Here is a 13,364-nt window from a genome sequence, read left to right as displayed (position 1 = left end):
TCCGTCAGAGCAGGGCGAACTGCCCGCCCGGGCCCTCCTCGTGGTGGTCCAGTACGGAGGCCGGGCGCCGGGCCCGGCGCGGCGGCGGCAGCACGCCCGCGGCCGCCAGCTCGGCGGCAGGCAGCAGCGGCCCGGGGGTGAACGCCGCCCGCTCCGGGGCCAGATCGGCCAGCAGCGCCAGGGTGGTCACCAGCGCCAGCAGCTCCGAGGTCCAGGCCTGCGGCCACTCGGACGGCCCGAGCGTCTCCAGTCCGTCGGCCTCCGGAGCCCGGTGGGCGGTCCGGGCGGCGAACCAGGCCTCCAGCACCCGCGTACCGCCCTGCACCTCGTACTCCCAGGCGCCCGGCGGCACGGGGGAGACCGTCCCGGCCCCGAGGCTCAGCGTCTCGGTCTCGGGGTCGTAGGCGAGCCCGTCCGGCCAGGCCTGGACCGCCGAGCGGACGTACGGGCGCCGCCCGCCGGGCAGCCGGGGCGGCTCGGCGCCGGGCCCGCCGCGCAGCTGGACGGCGAGCAGCCGGTGCCCCAGCTCCAGCCCGGCCAGCCAGCGCCCGGGGTCGCCGGTCAGCGGGACCTCGTACCCCCGGGGCCCGGGGCGGCCCGCCGCGAGGATCCAGCACAGCACGTCCTGCGGGGTGACCCGGCCGCCGTAGCGCTCGCCGAGCAGCGCGAGCAGGCCCGGCGCGAGATTGGGCTCGGCGCCGCCGGGGCGCCGGTGCAGCGGGCGGATCCGGCCCAGGCGGCCGGCCGGGAGGTGTGCGGTGACCAGCAGCTCCGGGGTCTCGACGGCGAAGAGCTGGTGCTCGTCCAGGACCCGCCACAGCTCCGGGCGGGCCATGTCGATGAGCCGCTGGTCGGGCAGCAGCCACTGCTCGTCGAAGGGGTAGCGCAGCACCCGTACGGGGTCGGGGCAGGGGCCCGGCACATCGGCGAAGCGGGCGGTCGACGGAGAGCGTTGGCCGGGCAGCGCCGCCGCGCCGGTGGTGGGCGTACGGGTCCGGGTCGGGCGGAACAGCCGGTCCCGCTCGGCCCCTTCGGCGCCGGTCAGGGCCGCCCAGCGGGCGCGCAGGGCCGCGGGGTCGGGGGCCGCCACCCAGGCCCGGCCCAGGCGCAGGCCGCCCACGGCCCAGGGCATCAGATCGTCCAGCAGCGGTACGTCTTCGCTCACCCGGCAGATGGTAGCGACGGCAGGCGGCGGCCGGGGGTGCGGCCGGGGTGCGGGCAGGGGCGCGGCCGGGCTGTGTCCAGGCGGGAGAGTTACGCTCCCTATGTATGGATATGTTCCGATGTCGAGGAGGCGGTCATGAGTCAGTACGACGAATACTCGACTCCGTCGCAGGCCGAGGGTGAGCGGCTCGACGAGGACATGGACGAGAAGGAGAAGATGCAGCGGCACCACCCGCAGACGATGCGGACCACGCCGTCGCAGGCGGAGGGCGAGCGCAGCAAGGACGACGAGGAGAAGTAGCCCCCTGCGGGTAGGGCGCAGAGGTCAGGCAGGGGCCGGGCAGAGGCCGGGCACGGGTCAGGTGGCGTCGACGGTCACCGTGAACGAGAACCGGTCGCCCCGGTACCGGATCCGCGCCACGTCCACGACCCGGCCGTCCTCGTCGTACGTCACGCCCGTGTAATGCAGGATCGGGCTGAGCAGCGGCACCTGGAGCAGCTCTGCCGTCTCCGGGTCGGCCAGCCGCGCCTCGACCGTGTCCGTGATCCGGCTGATCCGCACGCCCACCACGTCACGCAGCACCTTGGTCATCGGCCAGCGCGCCAGATCGGCCAGGTCCACCGCCTCGGCGACCTCGGGGCGGACCGCGTTCTCCACCCAGTTGGTCGGTTCGCCGCTCTCGCCGTCGTGGCGCAGCCGGCGGTACGTGACCACCTCGGCCGTGTCCGGGAAGTGCTCCAGCAGCTCCCCGGACACCGGCGTCCGCTCAAGGCCGAGAATCGTCGTACGGTCGCCCGACTGCTGCGCCACGATCGCGTCGACCGAACCCAGCAGCCGCACCGGCGCGCCGCGCCGCGCACCCGGCTCGATGAACGTGCCACGCCGCCGGTGCCGGCTGATCAGCCCCTCGCCCTCGAGCTCCTTGAGCGCCTGGCGCATGGTCAGCACGCTCACCCCGTAGTGCTCGGCCAGCTGCTCCTCGGTGGGCAGGCGCAGCGAGGCGTCCGGGGTGCGCCCCAGTATCGAGGCGCGCAGCGACTGTGACACCTGGTACCAGAGCGGCAGCTTCCGGTTGAGTACCAGCGAGTCGGGGGCGAAGGCGGTCACGGGTGGTTCTCCGTTAGGACGGGGCGTGGGGCGCGTGGCGCTTGGGGGGTGTCCGGCGGATCATGGCCGGGCCCGGGTCGGCCGGACACCCCCTGGTGATACTAGGCGCGGAAGTGGCGCTGGAGCCCCTGCCAGACGTCGTCGTATCCGCGCTGGAGGTGGTCGGCGCCGGCCGCCTGGGTGGTGGCGGTGATCGGCCAGCGGGTCTCGAACATGAAGGCCAGACCGTCGTCGATCTTCTGCGGCTTCAGCTCGGCGGCGCTCGCCTTGTCGAAGGTCTCCCGGTCCGGTCCGTGCGCGGACATCATGTTGTGCAGCGAGCCGCCGCCGGGGACGAAGCCTTCCGCCTTGGCGTCGTAGGCGCCCTCGATCAGGCCCATGTACTCGCTCATGACGTTCCGGTGGAAGTACGGCGGGCGGAAGGTGTCCTCGCCGACCAGCCAGCGCGGGGCGAAGACGACGAAGTCCACGCCCGCCAGCCCCGGGGTGTCGGACGGCGAGGTCAGCACGGTGAAGATCGACGGGTCGGGGTGGTCGTAGCTGATGGAGCCCAGGACGTTGAAGCGGCGCAGGTCGTACACGTACGGGGTGTGCGTGCCGTACCAGGCGACCACGTCGAGCGGGGAGTGGTCGTAGGTGGCGGCCCAGAGGTTGCCGCAGAACTTGTTGACCACCTCGGTCGGGCGCTCGCTGTCCTCGTACGCGGCCACCGGGGCCCGGAAGTCGCGTGCGGCGGCGAGGCCGTTGGCGCCGATCGGGCCCAGGTCCGGCAGCTCGAAGGGGCGGCCGTAGTTCTCGCAGACGTACCCGCGGGCATCGTCGTCCAGGAGCTCGACGCGGAAGCGCACGCCGCGCGGGATCAGGGCGACCTCGCCGGGGCCGGCGCTGAGCAGGCCGAGCTCGGTGCGCAGCAGCAGGCCGCCGCGCTCGGGGACGATCAGCAGCTCGCCGTCGGAGTCGCTGAAGACCCGGTCGGTCATGGAGGCGTTGGCGGAGTAGAGGTGGATGGCCATACCGGTGCGCTGGGTGGCATCGCCGTTGCCGCCGAGGGTCCACAGGCCCGCCAGGAAGTCGGTGCCGGGCGCCGGGTCGGGGAGCGGGTTCCAGCGGAGCCGGTTGGGGTCCGCCGGGGCCTCGGTGAAGGGCGCGGAGCGCAGGGCGCCGTTGTCGGTCCGGGCGAAGGGCGGGTGGGCCGCCGAGGGGCGGATCCGGTAGAGCCAGGAGCGGCGGTTGTGGTTGCGCGGCTCGGTGAAGGCGCTGCCGCTGAGCTGCTCCGCGTACAGGCCGAGGGGGGCGCGCTGGGGCGAGTTGCGGCCGGGCGGCAGGGCGCCGGGGACGGCCTCCGAGCTGTGCTCGTTGCCGAAGCCGGTGAGGTACTCCAGTGCCTCCGCCGTCTTCCTGGCCTGCTCGCTCATGGGTGCTCCCGCTCTGTCGCTGTCGCTATCAAAGGAATCCTATGGTCGACAGTAGGATTCCGTGGCTCGCGCGTCAATGGCTTCCTGGGTGCATGGCCGGATCGGGCGGGTGGGATGGCGGCGGCGGGTGATGAGCGACGTCGATTCGCGATGTCCGACGCGAGATGTCGACTCGGAGTGCCGATTCGCGATGCCGCGGGGGATCCAAAAAGATGAACATTGCTCTACTCTCACGCGCATGTCGTGGACCCGCAGGTTCCCTGCCGTGCCGGCGGCGCTCCTCGCCGCCCTCCTCGCCCTCCTGTCCCTCCTCGCCGCCGCGCCCGCCGCCAGCGCGCACGAGGAGCGCCCCGTGGCCCTCCCGGACGGCTCCGGGTCCGTCCCGCAGTACCGCAAGGCCGAGCCCGACCTGCTGGTCTGCAAGACCGACCGGGCCGCCTTCGAACGCCGGACGTCCGCCTTCCCCGAGGAGCTGAAGCAGCGCAACCTGGCCCTGTACGAGCGGTGCGAGAAGAGCGGCTACCGGCACCTCCAGGAAGCCGTGGACGCCGTGGACCGGCCCGGCATGAACATCGCGATCCTCCCCGGCCTGTACGAGGAGGAGCCCTCGCTGCCGAAACCCACGGGGGAGTGCGCCGCGCTCAAGGCCCCGAATTCCTCGCTCGGCTACCAGATCCTGACGTACGAGCAGCAGGCGCAGTGCCGGCACAACCAGAACCTCGTCGCGATCCTCGGCAAGACGGACCTGCAGATCGAAGGCACTGGGGCTTCACGCCTCGACGTCGTCATCGACGCCAAGTACCAGAAGCTGAACGCCATCCGCGCCGACAAGTCGAACGGCATCTACTTCCGCAACTTCACCGCGCAGCGCACCACCTTCAACTCGCTGTACGTCCTCGCGGGCGACGGGTTCGTCATCGACGACGTGCTGACCCGGTGGAACGACGAGTACGGCTTCCTGACCTTCGCCAGCGACCACGGGCTCTACAAGAACTGCGAGTCGTACGGCAACGGCGACTCCGGCATCTACCCGGGCAGCGCCTCGAACATCAACGACGGGCGCGGCTACGACGTCCCGCGCCACTCCATCGAGATCACCGGCTGCCACAGCCATCACAACATGGTCGGCTACTCCGGCACGGCGGGCGATTCCGTCTGGGTCCATGACAACGAGTTCGACCAGAACATGGGCGGCGCCTCGATGGACAGCGCCTTCCCCGGGCATCCCGGACTCCCGCAGAATCACGCCAAGTTCGAACGGAACCTGATCCACGACAACAACGCCGACTACTACGGGTACGTCGCCGACGGCACCTGCGCCAAGCCGCCGATCGAGCGCGGCTACGAGCAGGGGGTGGTCTGCCCGCAGATCTCCATGCCGCCGGGCACCGGCATCATCACCGCGGGCGGCAACTGGAACGTCTACGAGAACAACTGGGTGTACGGGCACCGGCGCGCGGGCTTCTTCCTCTCGGCCGTCCCGGCATTCATCCGCGGCGAGGAGGAATGGTCGAAGCAGGCCGACACCTCCCACCACAACCGCTACGCCGCCAACATCCTCGGCAAGGACAAGGCGGGGACGTCCCGCCCCAACGGCATGGACGTGTGGTGGGACGGCCAGGGCAGCGGGAACTGCTGGCAGTCCGGACCGGACGGCTCCACCCCGGGCACGCTCCCGCACTGCGGCGACCGCCGCGGCGCGGTGTCGGGCGCGTCCTCCCGCCTGGTCGGCGAACCGGTAAAACTCGCCCAACTCCTCGTCTGCGCCGACTACAGCGTGCAGGCGCGCAAGCTGCCGGCCGGCTGCGACTGGTACGGGGCGCGCGGCCTGGAGCGGGTGGAGACCCAGATCGCGCTGGCCGTGGCCGCGGTCCTGCTGCTCGTGGGCGGGGTGCTGTGGTGGCGTCGCCTGCGCGGATCCCGCCTGGGCACGTTGGCCTCGCTGCTCGGCCTGGCCGGGCTGGCCCTGGACGTGGCCGGCTCCACGATGCCCCTCGTGGGCACCTTCGTACCGGCCCTGGCCCTGCTCCTGCTGGGCCTGTGGTGGACGGGCGCGGGCATCGCGCTGCGCCCCGGCCGTCCCTGGCTGGCGCGGCTGACCCTGCTGCTGGCGGCCCTCACCCTGCTCGACGCCTTCGACAAGGCCGTCCTGATGATCCCCTGGATCCCCCTCGGCCCCTCCTGGCTCCGCGCCCTCCTCACGATCCCCTGGGCCCTCTGGGCCACGATCGCCGCATCCCGCCCAGCCCCCACCCCCACAACCGACCGCCCCCCGGCTCCGTCAGGCCCAGCCCTTCACACCGAAGCCACCCCGGACGCAGCGTGACCCCAGACGCCACCCGCTCAACCCCTGGCCCCGTGAGCCACGGCGCAGCCGGGCGCCGCAGCGGGCCGTGCCCGGCCGGCGGGCGCGCCGGAGCAGAGCCCCGGCCGGCCCGGGCGGTGGGGCGGAGCGGGCGGGTCGGCGGGGATGGCATGACCGAAGGAGGAGTGCAGTGAGCGACGACCGGACCGGCGGTGCCATCAGGTGCGATGGCTGCGGGGTGCCGCCCGTCGGGGCGCGGACCCGGCGGCGTGCCCGAACCGCAGCCCTGCTCACGTTGGTAGTCCTGCTCGTCGGCAGCGCGGCGACGGGCTGCGGCGGGCGGGCCACCACCCACCACAAGCCCGGCACCAGCCACGAGCAGGCCACCGGCAGCGTCGGCACCCTGCTCGACGCCCAGGACCCCACCGGCCACCGGCTCCGCGAGGTCCCGGCCGAGGGCGCGCCGGAGGTGCAGCTCGCCGCCCGCCCCGACTCCGAGGACGGCTGGAACCTCCAGCTGACGGTGAAGAACTTCCGCTTCACCCCCGACAGCACCGGCGGCGCCGCCCTCCCGGGCGCCGGTCACGCGCACCTGGAGCTCGACGGGCGGAAGCTGGCCCGGCTGTACGGCCCCTGGTTCCACCTGCCCGCCGCGCAGGTCCCCGAGGGCGCGCACACCCTGACCGTCCGCCTCTACGCGGACGACCACACCGCCTGGGCCGTCTCCGGCAAGCCGATCGAGGGCACGGCCCAGCTCACCGCCGCCACCCCCGGCCAGGCAGGCCACAGCCACACCCCGCCGTCGGCGCAGCCGTCGCCATCGGCACCGCCGTCGTCGCCGGGAGCGCAGGCCGACCGCACGGTCACCCTCACCGTCCGGGACGGCAAGGTCACCCCCGCCCCCGGCCGCACCGAACTGAGGCGCGGCGAACGCATCGCCCTGCGCGTCACCAGCGACCGCGCGGACACCCTGCACGTCCACGGCTACGACAAGGAACTCGCCCTGCCGGCAGGCCAGGAGGCCACCCTGGTCCTGACGGCCGACCGTACGGGCCTCTTCGAGGTCGAGACCCACGAGTCCCGCCTCGTCCTGACCCAGCTCCTCGTCCGGTGACCCGGCCCGCGCCCACCCGGCCCGCGCGCACCCCGCCCGCGCCCACCCCGAGCGGGACCCACCCGGCCAAGTTCCCCTTCCGCGGCGGGGAACAAGGCCGCGCGGGCGGCCCGCGGTGACCCCGGTCGGGCCGGGTCCCGTACCCGCTGCGGGCGGCGGTGGCGGGGGCCAGGGCGTGGTCCTTCACCCGGCCGGTCCGCTCACCGTGCTCGCGCACGGGATCGGGTCCCAGCACGATCTGCCGATCTCTCCCTTCTATGCATTCGCCGGTGCCTTCACCGCGCTGTTCGTCTCCTTCCTCGCGCTCGGTCTGCTCTGGTCCTCCTCCCGTTTCCGTGGCGACCGCTCGGGCCTCGCCCTGCCCTCCGTCCTCGAGCGGACCGCCGACGCGCCTGCCACCCGTACCTCCCTGCGCGGACTCGGCCTTGCCGCCGCGCTCGCCGTCCTCCTCTCCCTCCTCCTCGGTCCCGACGACCCCGCGCACAACCCCGCCCCCGGCGCCGTCTACGTCCTCCTCTGGGTCGGACTCGTCCCCGCCTCCCTCCTCCTCGGCCCCGTCTGGCGCCTGCTCAACCCGCTCCGCACCCTGTACCGCCTGCTGCCCCGCGCCCGGCGTCAGGCACATGCCCCCCTCCCCGCCCGGCTCGGCCAATGGCCCGCCGCCGCCGGGCTGTTCGGCTTCACCTGGCTCGAACTCGCCGCTCCGGATCCCGGATCCACCACCACCCTCCTGACCGCCCTCGCCGTCTACACCGCCGCCCACCTCGCGCTCGCCGCCCGCTTCGGGGAACGGTGGTTCGCCGACGCGGACGCCTTCGAGGTGTACTCCGCCCTCCTGGCCCGGCTCTCTCCCCTCGGCCGCCGCAGCGACGGCCGCCTGGTGCTCCGCAACCCCTTCCACGGACTCGACGCGACACCCGAGCGGCCCGGACTCGTCGCCACCGTCTGCGTCCTGCTCGGCTCCACCGCCTACGACGGCTACTCCGACAACCCGTCCTGGATCAACACCCTCCAGACCTCCCCCCTCGGCCGCACCCCCACGGCCACGCTCGGACTGCTCGCTTCCATCGCCCTCGTCGCCACCCTGTACTGCCTCTGCGCAGCGGCCACCCGCCTCGTCTGCGGCCCACACCCGGGCCCGCTGACCGCCTTCGCGCACTCACTCGTACCGATCGCACTCGGCTATCTCGTCGCCCACTACTTCTCCCTCCTCGTAATCGAAGGACCACGCACAGTAAGCATGGCACTCGGCACTGACAACGCCCCAGGACCCTTGCCACCACTGGGCCCTGGGGCTCTCGCCGCCCTCCAGGTCCTCGCGGTCGTCACCGGCCACGTGCTCGGTGTGATCGCGGCCCACGACCGCTCCGTGCGCCTCTTCCCGCCCGCCAGGGCCGTCGCCGGCCAGCTGCCGCTGCTCGCGCTCATGATCACTTACACGATCGGGGGGATCGGCCTCCTGCTGAACTGAGACTGCCGGTGTACCGAGAAGCCAGGAGCGGCATGATGGACCCCGTGCCCCCGCCCCCCGCCCACCCCCTGCGCCGTACGCCGATCCAGCAGCGCAGCGCCGACCGGCTCGCCCGGATCCTCGACGCCTGCGCCGAACTCCTGGACGAGACCGGGTACGAGAACCTCAGCACCCGGGCCGTCGCCCTGCGCGCCGGCGTGCCCATCGGTTCGGTCTACCGCTTCTTCGGCAACAAGCGCGCCATGGCCATCGCCCTCGCGCACCGGAACCTGGACCGGTACACCGAAGGCATCGCGGACCGCCTCGCCGCCCTCCCGGCCGGCGACTGGCGGCCCGTCGTGGACGCCGTCCTCGACGAGTACCTGGCCATGAAACGCACCGTCCCCGGTTTCGCGCTCGTCGACTTCGGCGTGCCCGCCCCGCCCGCCGAAGGCCCGGCCGCCGACCCCAACCGGCTGGTCGCCGTGCGCCTCACCGAACTGCTCGGCGCGCACCTCGGCCTGACCCCGGACGCCGCCCTGGAACGGGCGGTCCTGGTCGCCGTCGAGGCCACGGACGCGCTCACGAAGCTGGCCTTCCGTGCCGACCCGGCCGGCGACCCCGGCATCGTGGCCGAGACCCGGACGATGATGCACGCCTACCTCGCCCACGCCCTGGACTGACCCGCCCCGCCCCGCCCCGCCCCCACCGGCGCCCGCGGCACTGCACCCGTCGGCGCGCCGCCCGGGCATCGGACGTGATGCGCTCCCATAGGCCGGCGCAGCGGCCCCCAGCGGCCCTGCCCTCGCGGGACCGGACCTCTGCCGCCCCTTCCTCGCCCGTTCGGCGTCCGTGACCGCGAAGCCCCGCCCCGTCCGCCGCACCCCTCCCCACCATGCCTACCGGTCGGTATGCTCGGGGTGCCCGCGTGTTCGTGCCGCAGCCTGCCGTCCCTGGAGGGACCATGTCCCGCACCGCCCTGCGCATCTGCCCCCTCTGCGAAGCCACCTGCGGCCTCACCCTCACCATCGAGGGCACCACCGTCACCGGAGCCCGCGGCGACCGCGAAGACGTCTTCAGCCGCGGCTTCATCTGCCCCAAGGGCGCGGCCTTCGGCGCGCTCGACGCCGACCCCGACCGTCTGCGCACCCCGCTCGTCCGCCGCGACGGACGGCTCCAGGAGGCCACCTGGGAGGAGGCGTACGACGTCATTGCCGCCGCGATCCCGGCCCTCGTGCAGAGGTACGGAGCCCAGTCCGTCGGCGTGGTCCTCGGCAACCCGAACGTGCACACCATGGCGGGCGCCCTCTACCCGCCGCTGCTGCTCAAGGCCCTCGGCACGCGCAACCTCTTCACCGCCAGCACCCTCGACCAGATGCCCAAGCACGTCTCCAGCGGGCTCCTCTTCGGCGACCCCTTCGCCATCCCGGTCCCCGACCTCGACCGCACCGACTTCCTGCTCCTCCTCGGTGCCAACCCCGTCGAGTCCAACGGCTCCCTGTGCACCGCCCCCGACTTCCCTGGCCGGCTCAAGGCGCTGCGCGCCCGCGGCGGCACCCTGGTCGTCGTCGACCCGCGCCGCACCCGCACGGCCAAGCTCGCCGACCGGCACCTCGCGCCGCGCCCCGGCAGCGACGCCCTGCTGCTGGCCGCCCTCGCGCACACCCTCCTCGCGGAGAAACTCGCCGCCCCCGGCACGCTGGAGGAATGGACCGACGGCCTCGGGGAACTCGCCGAGGCGCTCGGTAGTTTCACTCCTGAGGCCGTGGCCCCCGCCTGCGACCTCACGGCCGCCGAGATCCGCGACCTTGCCCGCGAGCTCGCGGCCGCGCCCACCGCCGCCGTCTACGGGCGGATCGGCAGTTGCACCGTCGAGTACGGCACGCTCGCCAGCTGGCTGGTCGACGTACTGAACATCCTCACCGGCAACCTCGACCGGCCCGGGGGAGTCCTCTTCCCGCTCCCGGCCGCCGGCCCGCGGCCGCGCCCTGCCGGGCCCGGCAAGGGCTTCACCCTCGGCCGCTGGCACAGCCGGGTCAGCGGCCACCCCGAGGCCAAGGCCGAACTGCCCATCGCCGCCCTGGCCGAGGAGATCGAGACGCCGGGGGAGGGGCGGATCCGCGCCCTGGTCGCCATCGCCGCCAACCCGGTGCTGTCCGCCCCCGACGGGCGGCGCCTCGACGCGGCCCTGGCCGGGCTCGACTTCATGGTGAGCATCGATCCCTACCTCAACGAGACCTCCCGCCACGCCCACGTCGTGCTGCCTCCGCCGCCGCCCTCGCAGAGCGCGCACCACGACTTCGCCTTCAACGGGTTCGCGATCCGCAACCAGGCGCGCTACACCCGGCCTGCCGTCCCGCTCGAAGCAGGCCGGCTCGACGAGTGCGAGATCCATGCCCGCCTCGTCCTGGCCGTCTCCGGCATGCACGGGTCCGCCGCCCCGAGCGCCGTAGACGACATGGTCATCCAGGGCGCCCTCGCCAAGGAGACCGCCGACCCGCGCTCCCCGCTGCACGGGCAGGACCCGGCGCGCCTGGCCGGCCTGCTCACCGGGGAGAGCGGTCCCGAGCGGCGGCTCGACCTGATGCTCCGACTCGGCCCGTACGGAGGCCAGTTCGGCGCCGACTCCGCCCCCGACGCGGGAGCGGGCGCAGGCGCGAGCGAGGGACTCAGCCTGGAGCGGCTGCTCGCGCACCCGCACGGCATCGACCTGGGCCCGCTGCGGCCCCGGCTCCCGGGCGTACTGAGGACGCGCAGCGGCAGGATCGAGCTGCTCCCGGACCCGATCACGGCCGAGCTCCCCAGGCTGCACGCGGCGCTCGCCGAGCGCCCCGCCGCCCTGGTGCTCGTGGGCCGCCGCCATCTGCGGTCCAACAACAGCTGGTTGCACAACGTCCCGGCCCTCACCGGAGGTTCCAACCGCTGCACCCTCCAGGTGCATCCGGAGGACGCCGGCCGGCTCGGCCTCACCACGGGCGGCCTGGCCCGGATCACCGCCGACGGCGGCAGCCTGGAGGTCCCCGTCGAGGTTACCGACGCCGTCCGCACCGGCGTGGTGAGCCTGCCGCACGGCTGGGGCCACGACCGCGACGGGGCCCGGCTCTCCGTTGCCTCCGCCGCGCCCGGCGTCAACGTCAACCAGCTCCTCGACGGCTCCCGGCTCGACCCGCTGTCCGGCACGGCGGTGCTCAACGGCTTCCCCGTCGAACTGACACCCCTGCCCTGAGCTGGGGTTTTGCTCGTATTGCTCAGGCGTCGACGTCTTGTTGGCATAAGGAGGAGGCGCCTACGTTCCCTGCATGCTGACCTTCCTCGGCTTCGCCATGATCGCCACCTTCCTGGTCCTGATCATGATGAAGAAAATGTCGCCCATCGCGGCGCTCGTCCTCATCCCCGCGCTGTTCTGCGTGTTCGCAGGAAAGGGCGCCCACCTCGGCGACTACGTCATCGACGGAGTCGGCAAACTCGCGCCGACCGCCGCGATGCTGATGTTCGCCATCGTCTACTTCGGCGTGATGATCGACGTCGGCCTGTTCGACCCGATCGTGCGCGGCATCCTGCGCTTCTGCAAGGCGGACCCGGTGCGGGTCGTCGTCGGCACCGCGGTCCTCGCCGCGATCGTCTCCCTCGACGGCGACGGCTCGACCACCTTCATGATCACCGTCTCGGCCATGTACCCGCTCTACAAGCGGCTCGGCCTCAGCCTGGTGGTCATGACGGGCGTCGCCGCGACCGCCAACGGCGTCATGAACACGCTGCCATGGGGCGGCCCCACGGCCCGTGCCGCCACCGCCCTCAAGCTCGACGCCTCCGACATCTTCGTCCCGATGATCCCCGCTCTCGCGGTCGGCCTGGTTTTCGTGTTCATCCTCGCGTACGTCCTCGGGCTCAAGGAGCGCCGCCGGATCGGCACGCTGGTCCTCCCCGGCGACGTGGAGCAGGTGTCCGGGCAGAGTGCTGAGCCCGCCGAGGAGCGGCTGCTCGTCGCCGCCACCGGGTCCGCCGAGGGTGGGACCGCGGCCCTGGCCGAACCGTCCGCCGCCTCCGCCTCCGCCTCCGCCTCCGCCTCCGCCTCCGCCTCCGCCTCCGGTGGTACGGGCACCGGGTCCGGTTCCGACTCCGGCCCAGTGCCGGACTCCGCCGCGCCGGAGGACGGTTTCCAGGGCCTCGATCCCCGCCGTGCGACCCTCCGCCCGCGCCTCTACTGGTTCAACGCCGGCCTCACCGTGGCCCTCCTCGCCGCGATGATCATGGAGCTGCTGCCCATCCCCGTGCTCTTCCTCCTGGGCGCGGCCCTCGCCCTCACCGTCAACTTCCCGCACATGCCCGACCAGAAGGCCCGGATCGCCGCCCACGCCGACAACGTCCTCAACGTCGCCGGCATGGTCTTCGCCGCCGCCGTCTTCACCGGAGTCCTCAGCGGCACCGGCATGGTCAAGCACATGGCCGACTGGCTGGTCGGCGCCATCCCGGAGGGCATGGGTCCGCACATGGCCCTGGTCACCGGCCTGCTCAGCCTGCCGCTCACCTACTTCATGTCCAACGACGGCTTCTACTTCGGCGTCCTGCCGGTCCTGGCCGAGGCCGGCGCCGCGCACGGGGTCTCCCCGCTCGAGATCGCCCGCGCCTCGCTGGTCGGCCAGGCCCTGCACATGTCCAGCCCGCTGGTTCCCGCCGTCTACGTCCTGGTCGGCATGGCCAGGGTCGAGTTCGGCGACCACACCCGGTTCACGGTGAAGTGGGCGGTCCTCACCTCCCTCGTCGTCCTCGGGGCAGGGATGCTTTTCGGCATCATCTGACCCCGGACA

Annotated in this window: 10 protein-coding genes; 7 read left to right on the top strand and 3 right to left on the bottom strand. The window is 73.2% G+C overall.

What is annotated here, in order from left to right:
* Positions 1–4: 4 nt before the first annotated feature.
* On the bottom strand, positions 5–1,132 hold the full coding sequence (locus tag AB0M76_RS26850) for a type ISP restriction/modification enzyme (protein ID WP_365955355.1): 1,128 nt from the start codon (positions 1,130–1,132) through the stop codon (positions 5–7).
* 168 nt (positions 1,133–1,300) lie between these two features.
* Here AB0M76_RS26850 and AB0M76_RS26845 point away from each other — a divergent pair, with 168 nt between their 5' ends.
* Positions 1,301–1,465 carry a hypothetical protein gene (locus AB0M76_RS26845; RefSeq protein ID WP_266630693.1) on the top strand — a complete coding sequence of 55 codons (165 nt, stop codon included), beginning with the start codon at positions 1,301–1,303 and terminating at the stop codon, positions 1,463–1,465.
* Between the two features lie 57 nt (positions 1,466–1,522).
* On the opposite strand, the gene AB0M76_RS26840 is transcribed toward AB0M76_RS26845, so the two are convergent.
* Together AB0M76_RS26840 and hmgA are read right to left on the bottom strand one after the other, a co-directional pair.
* Positions 1,523–2,272: a GntR family transcriptional regulator gene (locus AB0M76_RS26840; RefSeq protein WP_266668500.1), complete on the bottom strand. Its 750-nt coding sequence runs from the start codon at positions 2,270–2,272 to the stop codon at positions 1,523–1,525.
* A 101-nt stretch (positions 2,273–2,373) separates the two neighbouring features.
* The gene (gene hmgA / locus AB0M76_RS26835; RefSeq protein ID WP_365955295.1) at positions 2,374–3,687 is read right to left on the bottom strand and encodes a homogentisate 1,2-dioxygenase; all 1,314 of its coding nucleotides are present in this window, start codon (positions 3,685–3,687) and stop codon (positions 2,374–2,376) included.
* Positions 3,688–3,925: 238 nt separating this feature from the next.
* Between hmgA and AB0M76_RS26830 the strand changes: the two genes are divergently transcribed.
* From AB0M76_RS26830 to AB0M76_RS26805, 6 genes are all read left to right on the top strand, one after another.
* Positions 3,926–6,013: a right-handed parallel beta-helix repeat-containing protein gene (locus AB0M76_RS26830; protein ID WP_365955294.1), complete on the top strand. Its 2,088-nt coding sequence runs from the start codon at positions 3,926–3,928 to the stop codon at positions 6,011–6,013.
* 265 nt (positions 6,014–6,278) lie between these two features.
* Positions 6,279–7,106: a hypothetical protein gene (locus tag AB0M76_RS26825; RefSeq protein WP_365955354.1), complete on the top strand. Its 828-nt coding sequence runs from the start codon at positions 6,279–6,281 to the stop codon at positions 7,104–7,106.
* A 175-nt stretch (positions 7,107–7,281) separates the two neighbouring features.
* Positions 7,282–8,577: a hypothetical protein gene (locus AB0M76_RS26820; protein WP_365955293.1), complete on the top strand. Its 1,296-nt coding sequence runs from the start codon at positions 7,282–7,284 to the stop codon at positions 8,575–8,577.
* A gap of 35 nt (positions 8,578–8,612) precedes the next feature.
* Positions 8,613–9,239, top strand: a complete 627-nt coding sequence (locus AB0M76_RS26815) for a TetR/AcrR family transcriptional regulator (protein WP_365955353.1) — start codon at positions 8,613–8,615, stop codon at positions 9,237–9,239.
* Between the two features lie 281 nt (positions 9,240–9,520).
* Entirely contained in the window at positions 9,521–11,782 is a 2,262-nt protein-coding gene (locus tag AB0M76_RS26810) for a molybdopterin-dependent oxidoreductase (protein ID WP_365955292.1), read from the top strand.
* Between the two features lie 73 nt (positions 11,783–11,855).
* Entirely contained in the window at positions 11,856–13,355 is a 1,500-nt protein-coding gene (locus AB0M76_RS26805) for a citrate:proton symporter (protein WP_365955291.1), read from the top strand.
* The last annotated feature ends 9 nt before the right edge of the window (positions 13,356–13,364 follow it).

Origin of the sequence: Streptomyces sp. NPDC051364, from assembly GCF_040682115.1 — a bacterium.
Taxonomy (GTDB): domain Bacteria; phylum Actinomycetota; class Actinomycetes; order Streptomycetales; family Streptomycetaceae; genus Streptomyces.
Note: the sequence above shows the minus strand (reverse complement) of the source record. Positions and strands in the feature narration are given on the sequence as shown.

Bases quoted from the DNA above. Each gene is read 5' to 3' on its own strand.
- AB0M76_RS26850 (WP_365955355.1), bottom strand. From the start codon at position 1,132: ATGCCCTGGGCCGTGGGCGGCCTGCGCCTGGGCCGGGCCTGGGTGGCG.
- AB0M76_RS26845 (WP_266630693.1), top strand. From the start codon at position 1,301: ATGAGTCAGTACGACGAATACTCGACTCCGTCGCAGGCCGAGGGTGAG.
- hmgA (WP_365955295.1), bottom strand. From the start codon at position 3,687: ATGAGCGAGCAGGCCAGGAAGACGGCGGAGGCACTGGAGTACCTCACC.
- AB0M76_RS26830 (WP_365955294.1), top strand. From the start codon at position 3,926: ATGTCGTGGACCCGCAGGTTCCCTGCCGTGCCGGCGGCGCTCCTCGCC.
- AB0M76_RS26815 (WP_365955353.1), top strand. From the start codon at position 8,613: ATGGACCCCGTGCCCCCGCCCCCCGCCCACCCCCTGCGCCGTACGCCG.
- AB0M76_RS26810 (WP_365955292.1), top strand. From the start codon at position 9,521: ATGTCCCGCACCGCCCTGCGCATCTGCCCCCTCTGCGAAGCCACCTGC.
- AB0M76_RS26805 (WP_365955291.1), top strand. From the start codon at position 11,856: ATGCTGACCTTCCTCGGCTTCGCCATGATCGCCACCTTCCTGGTCCTG.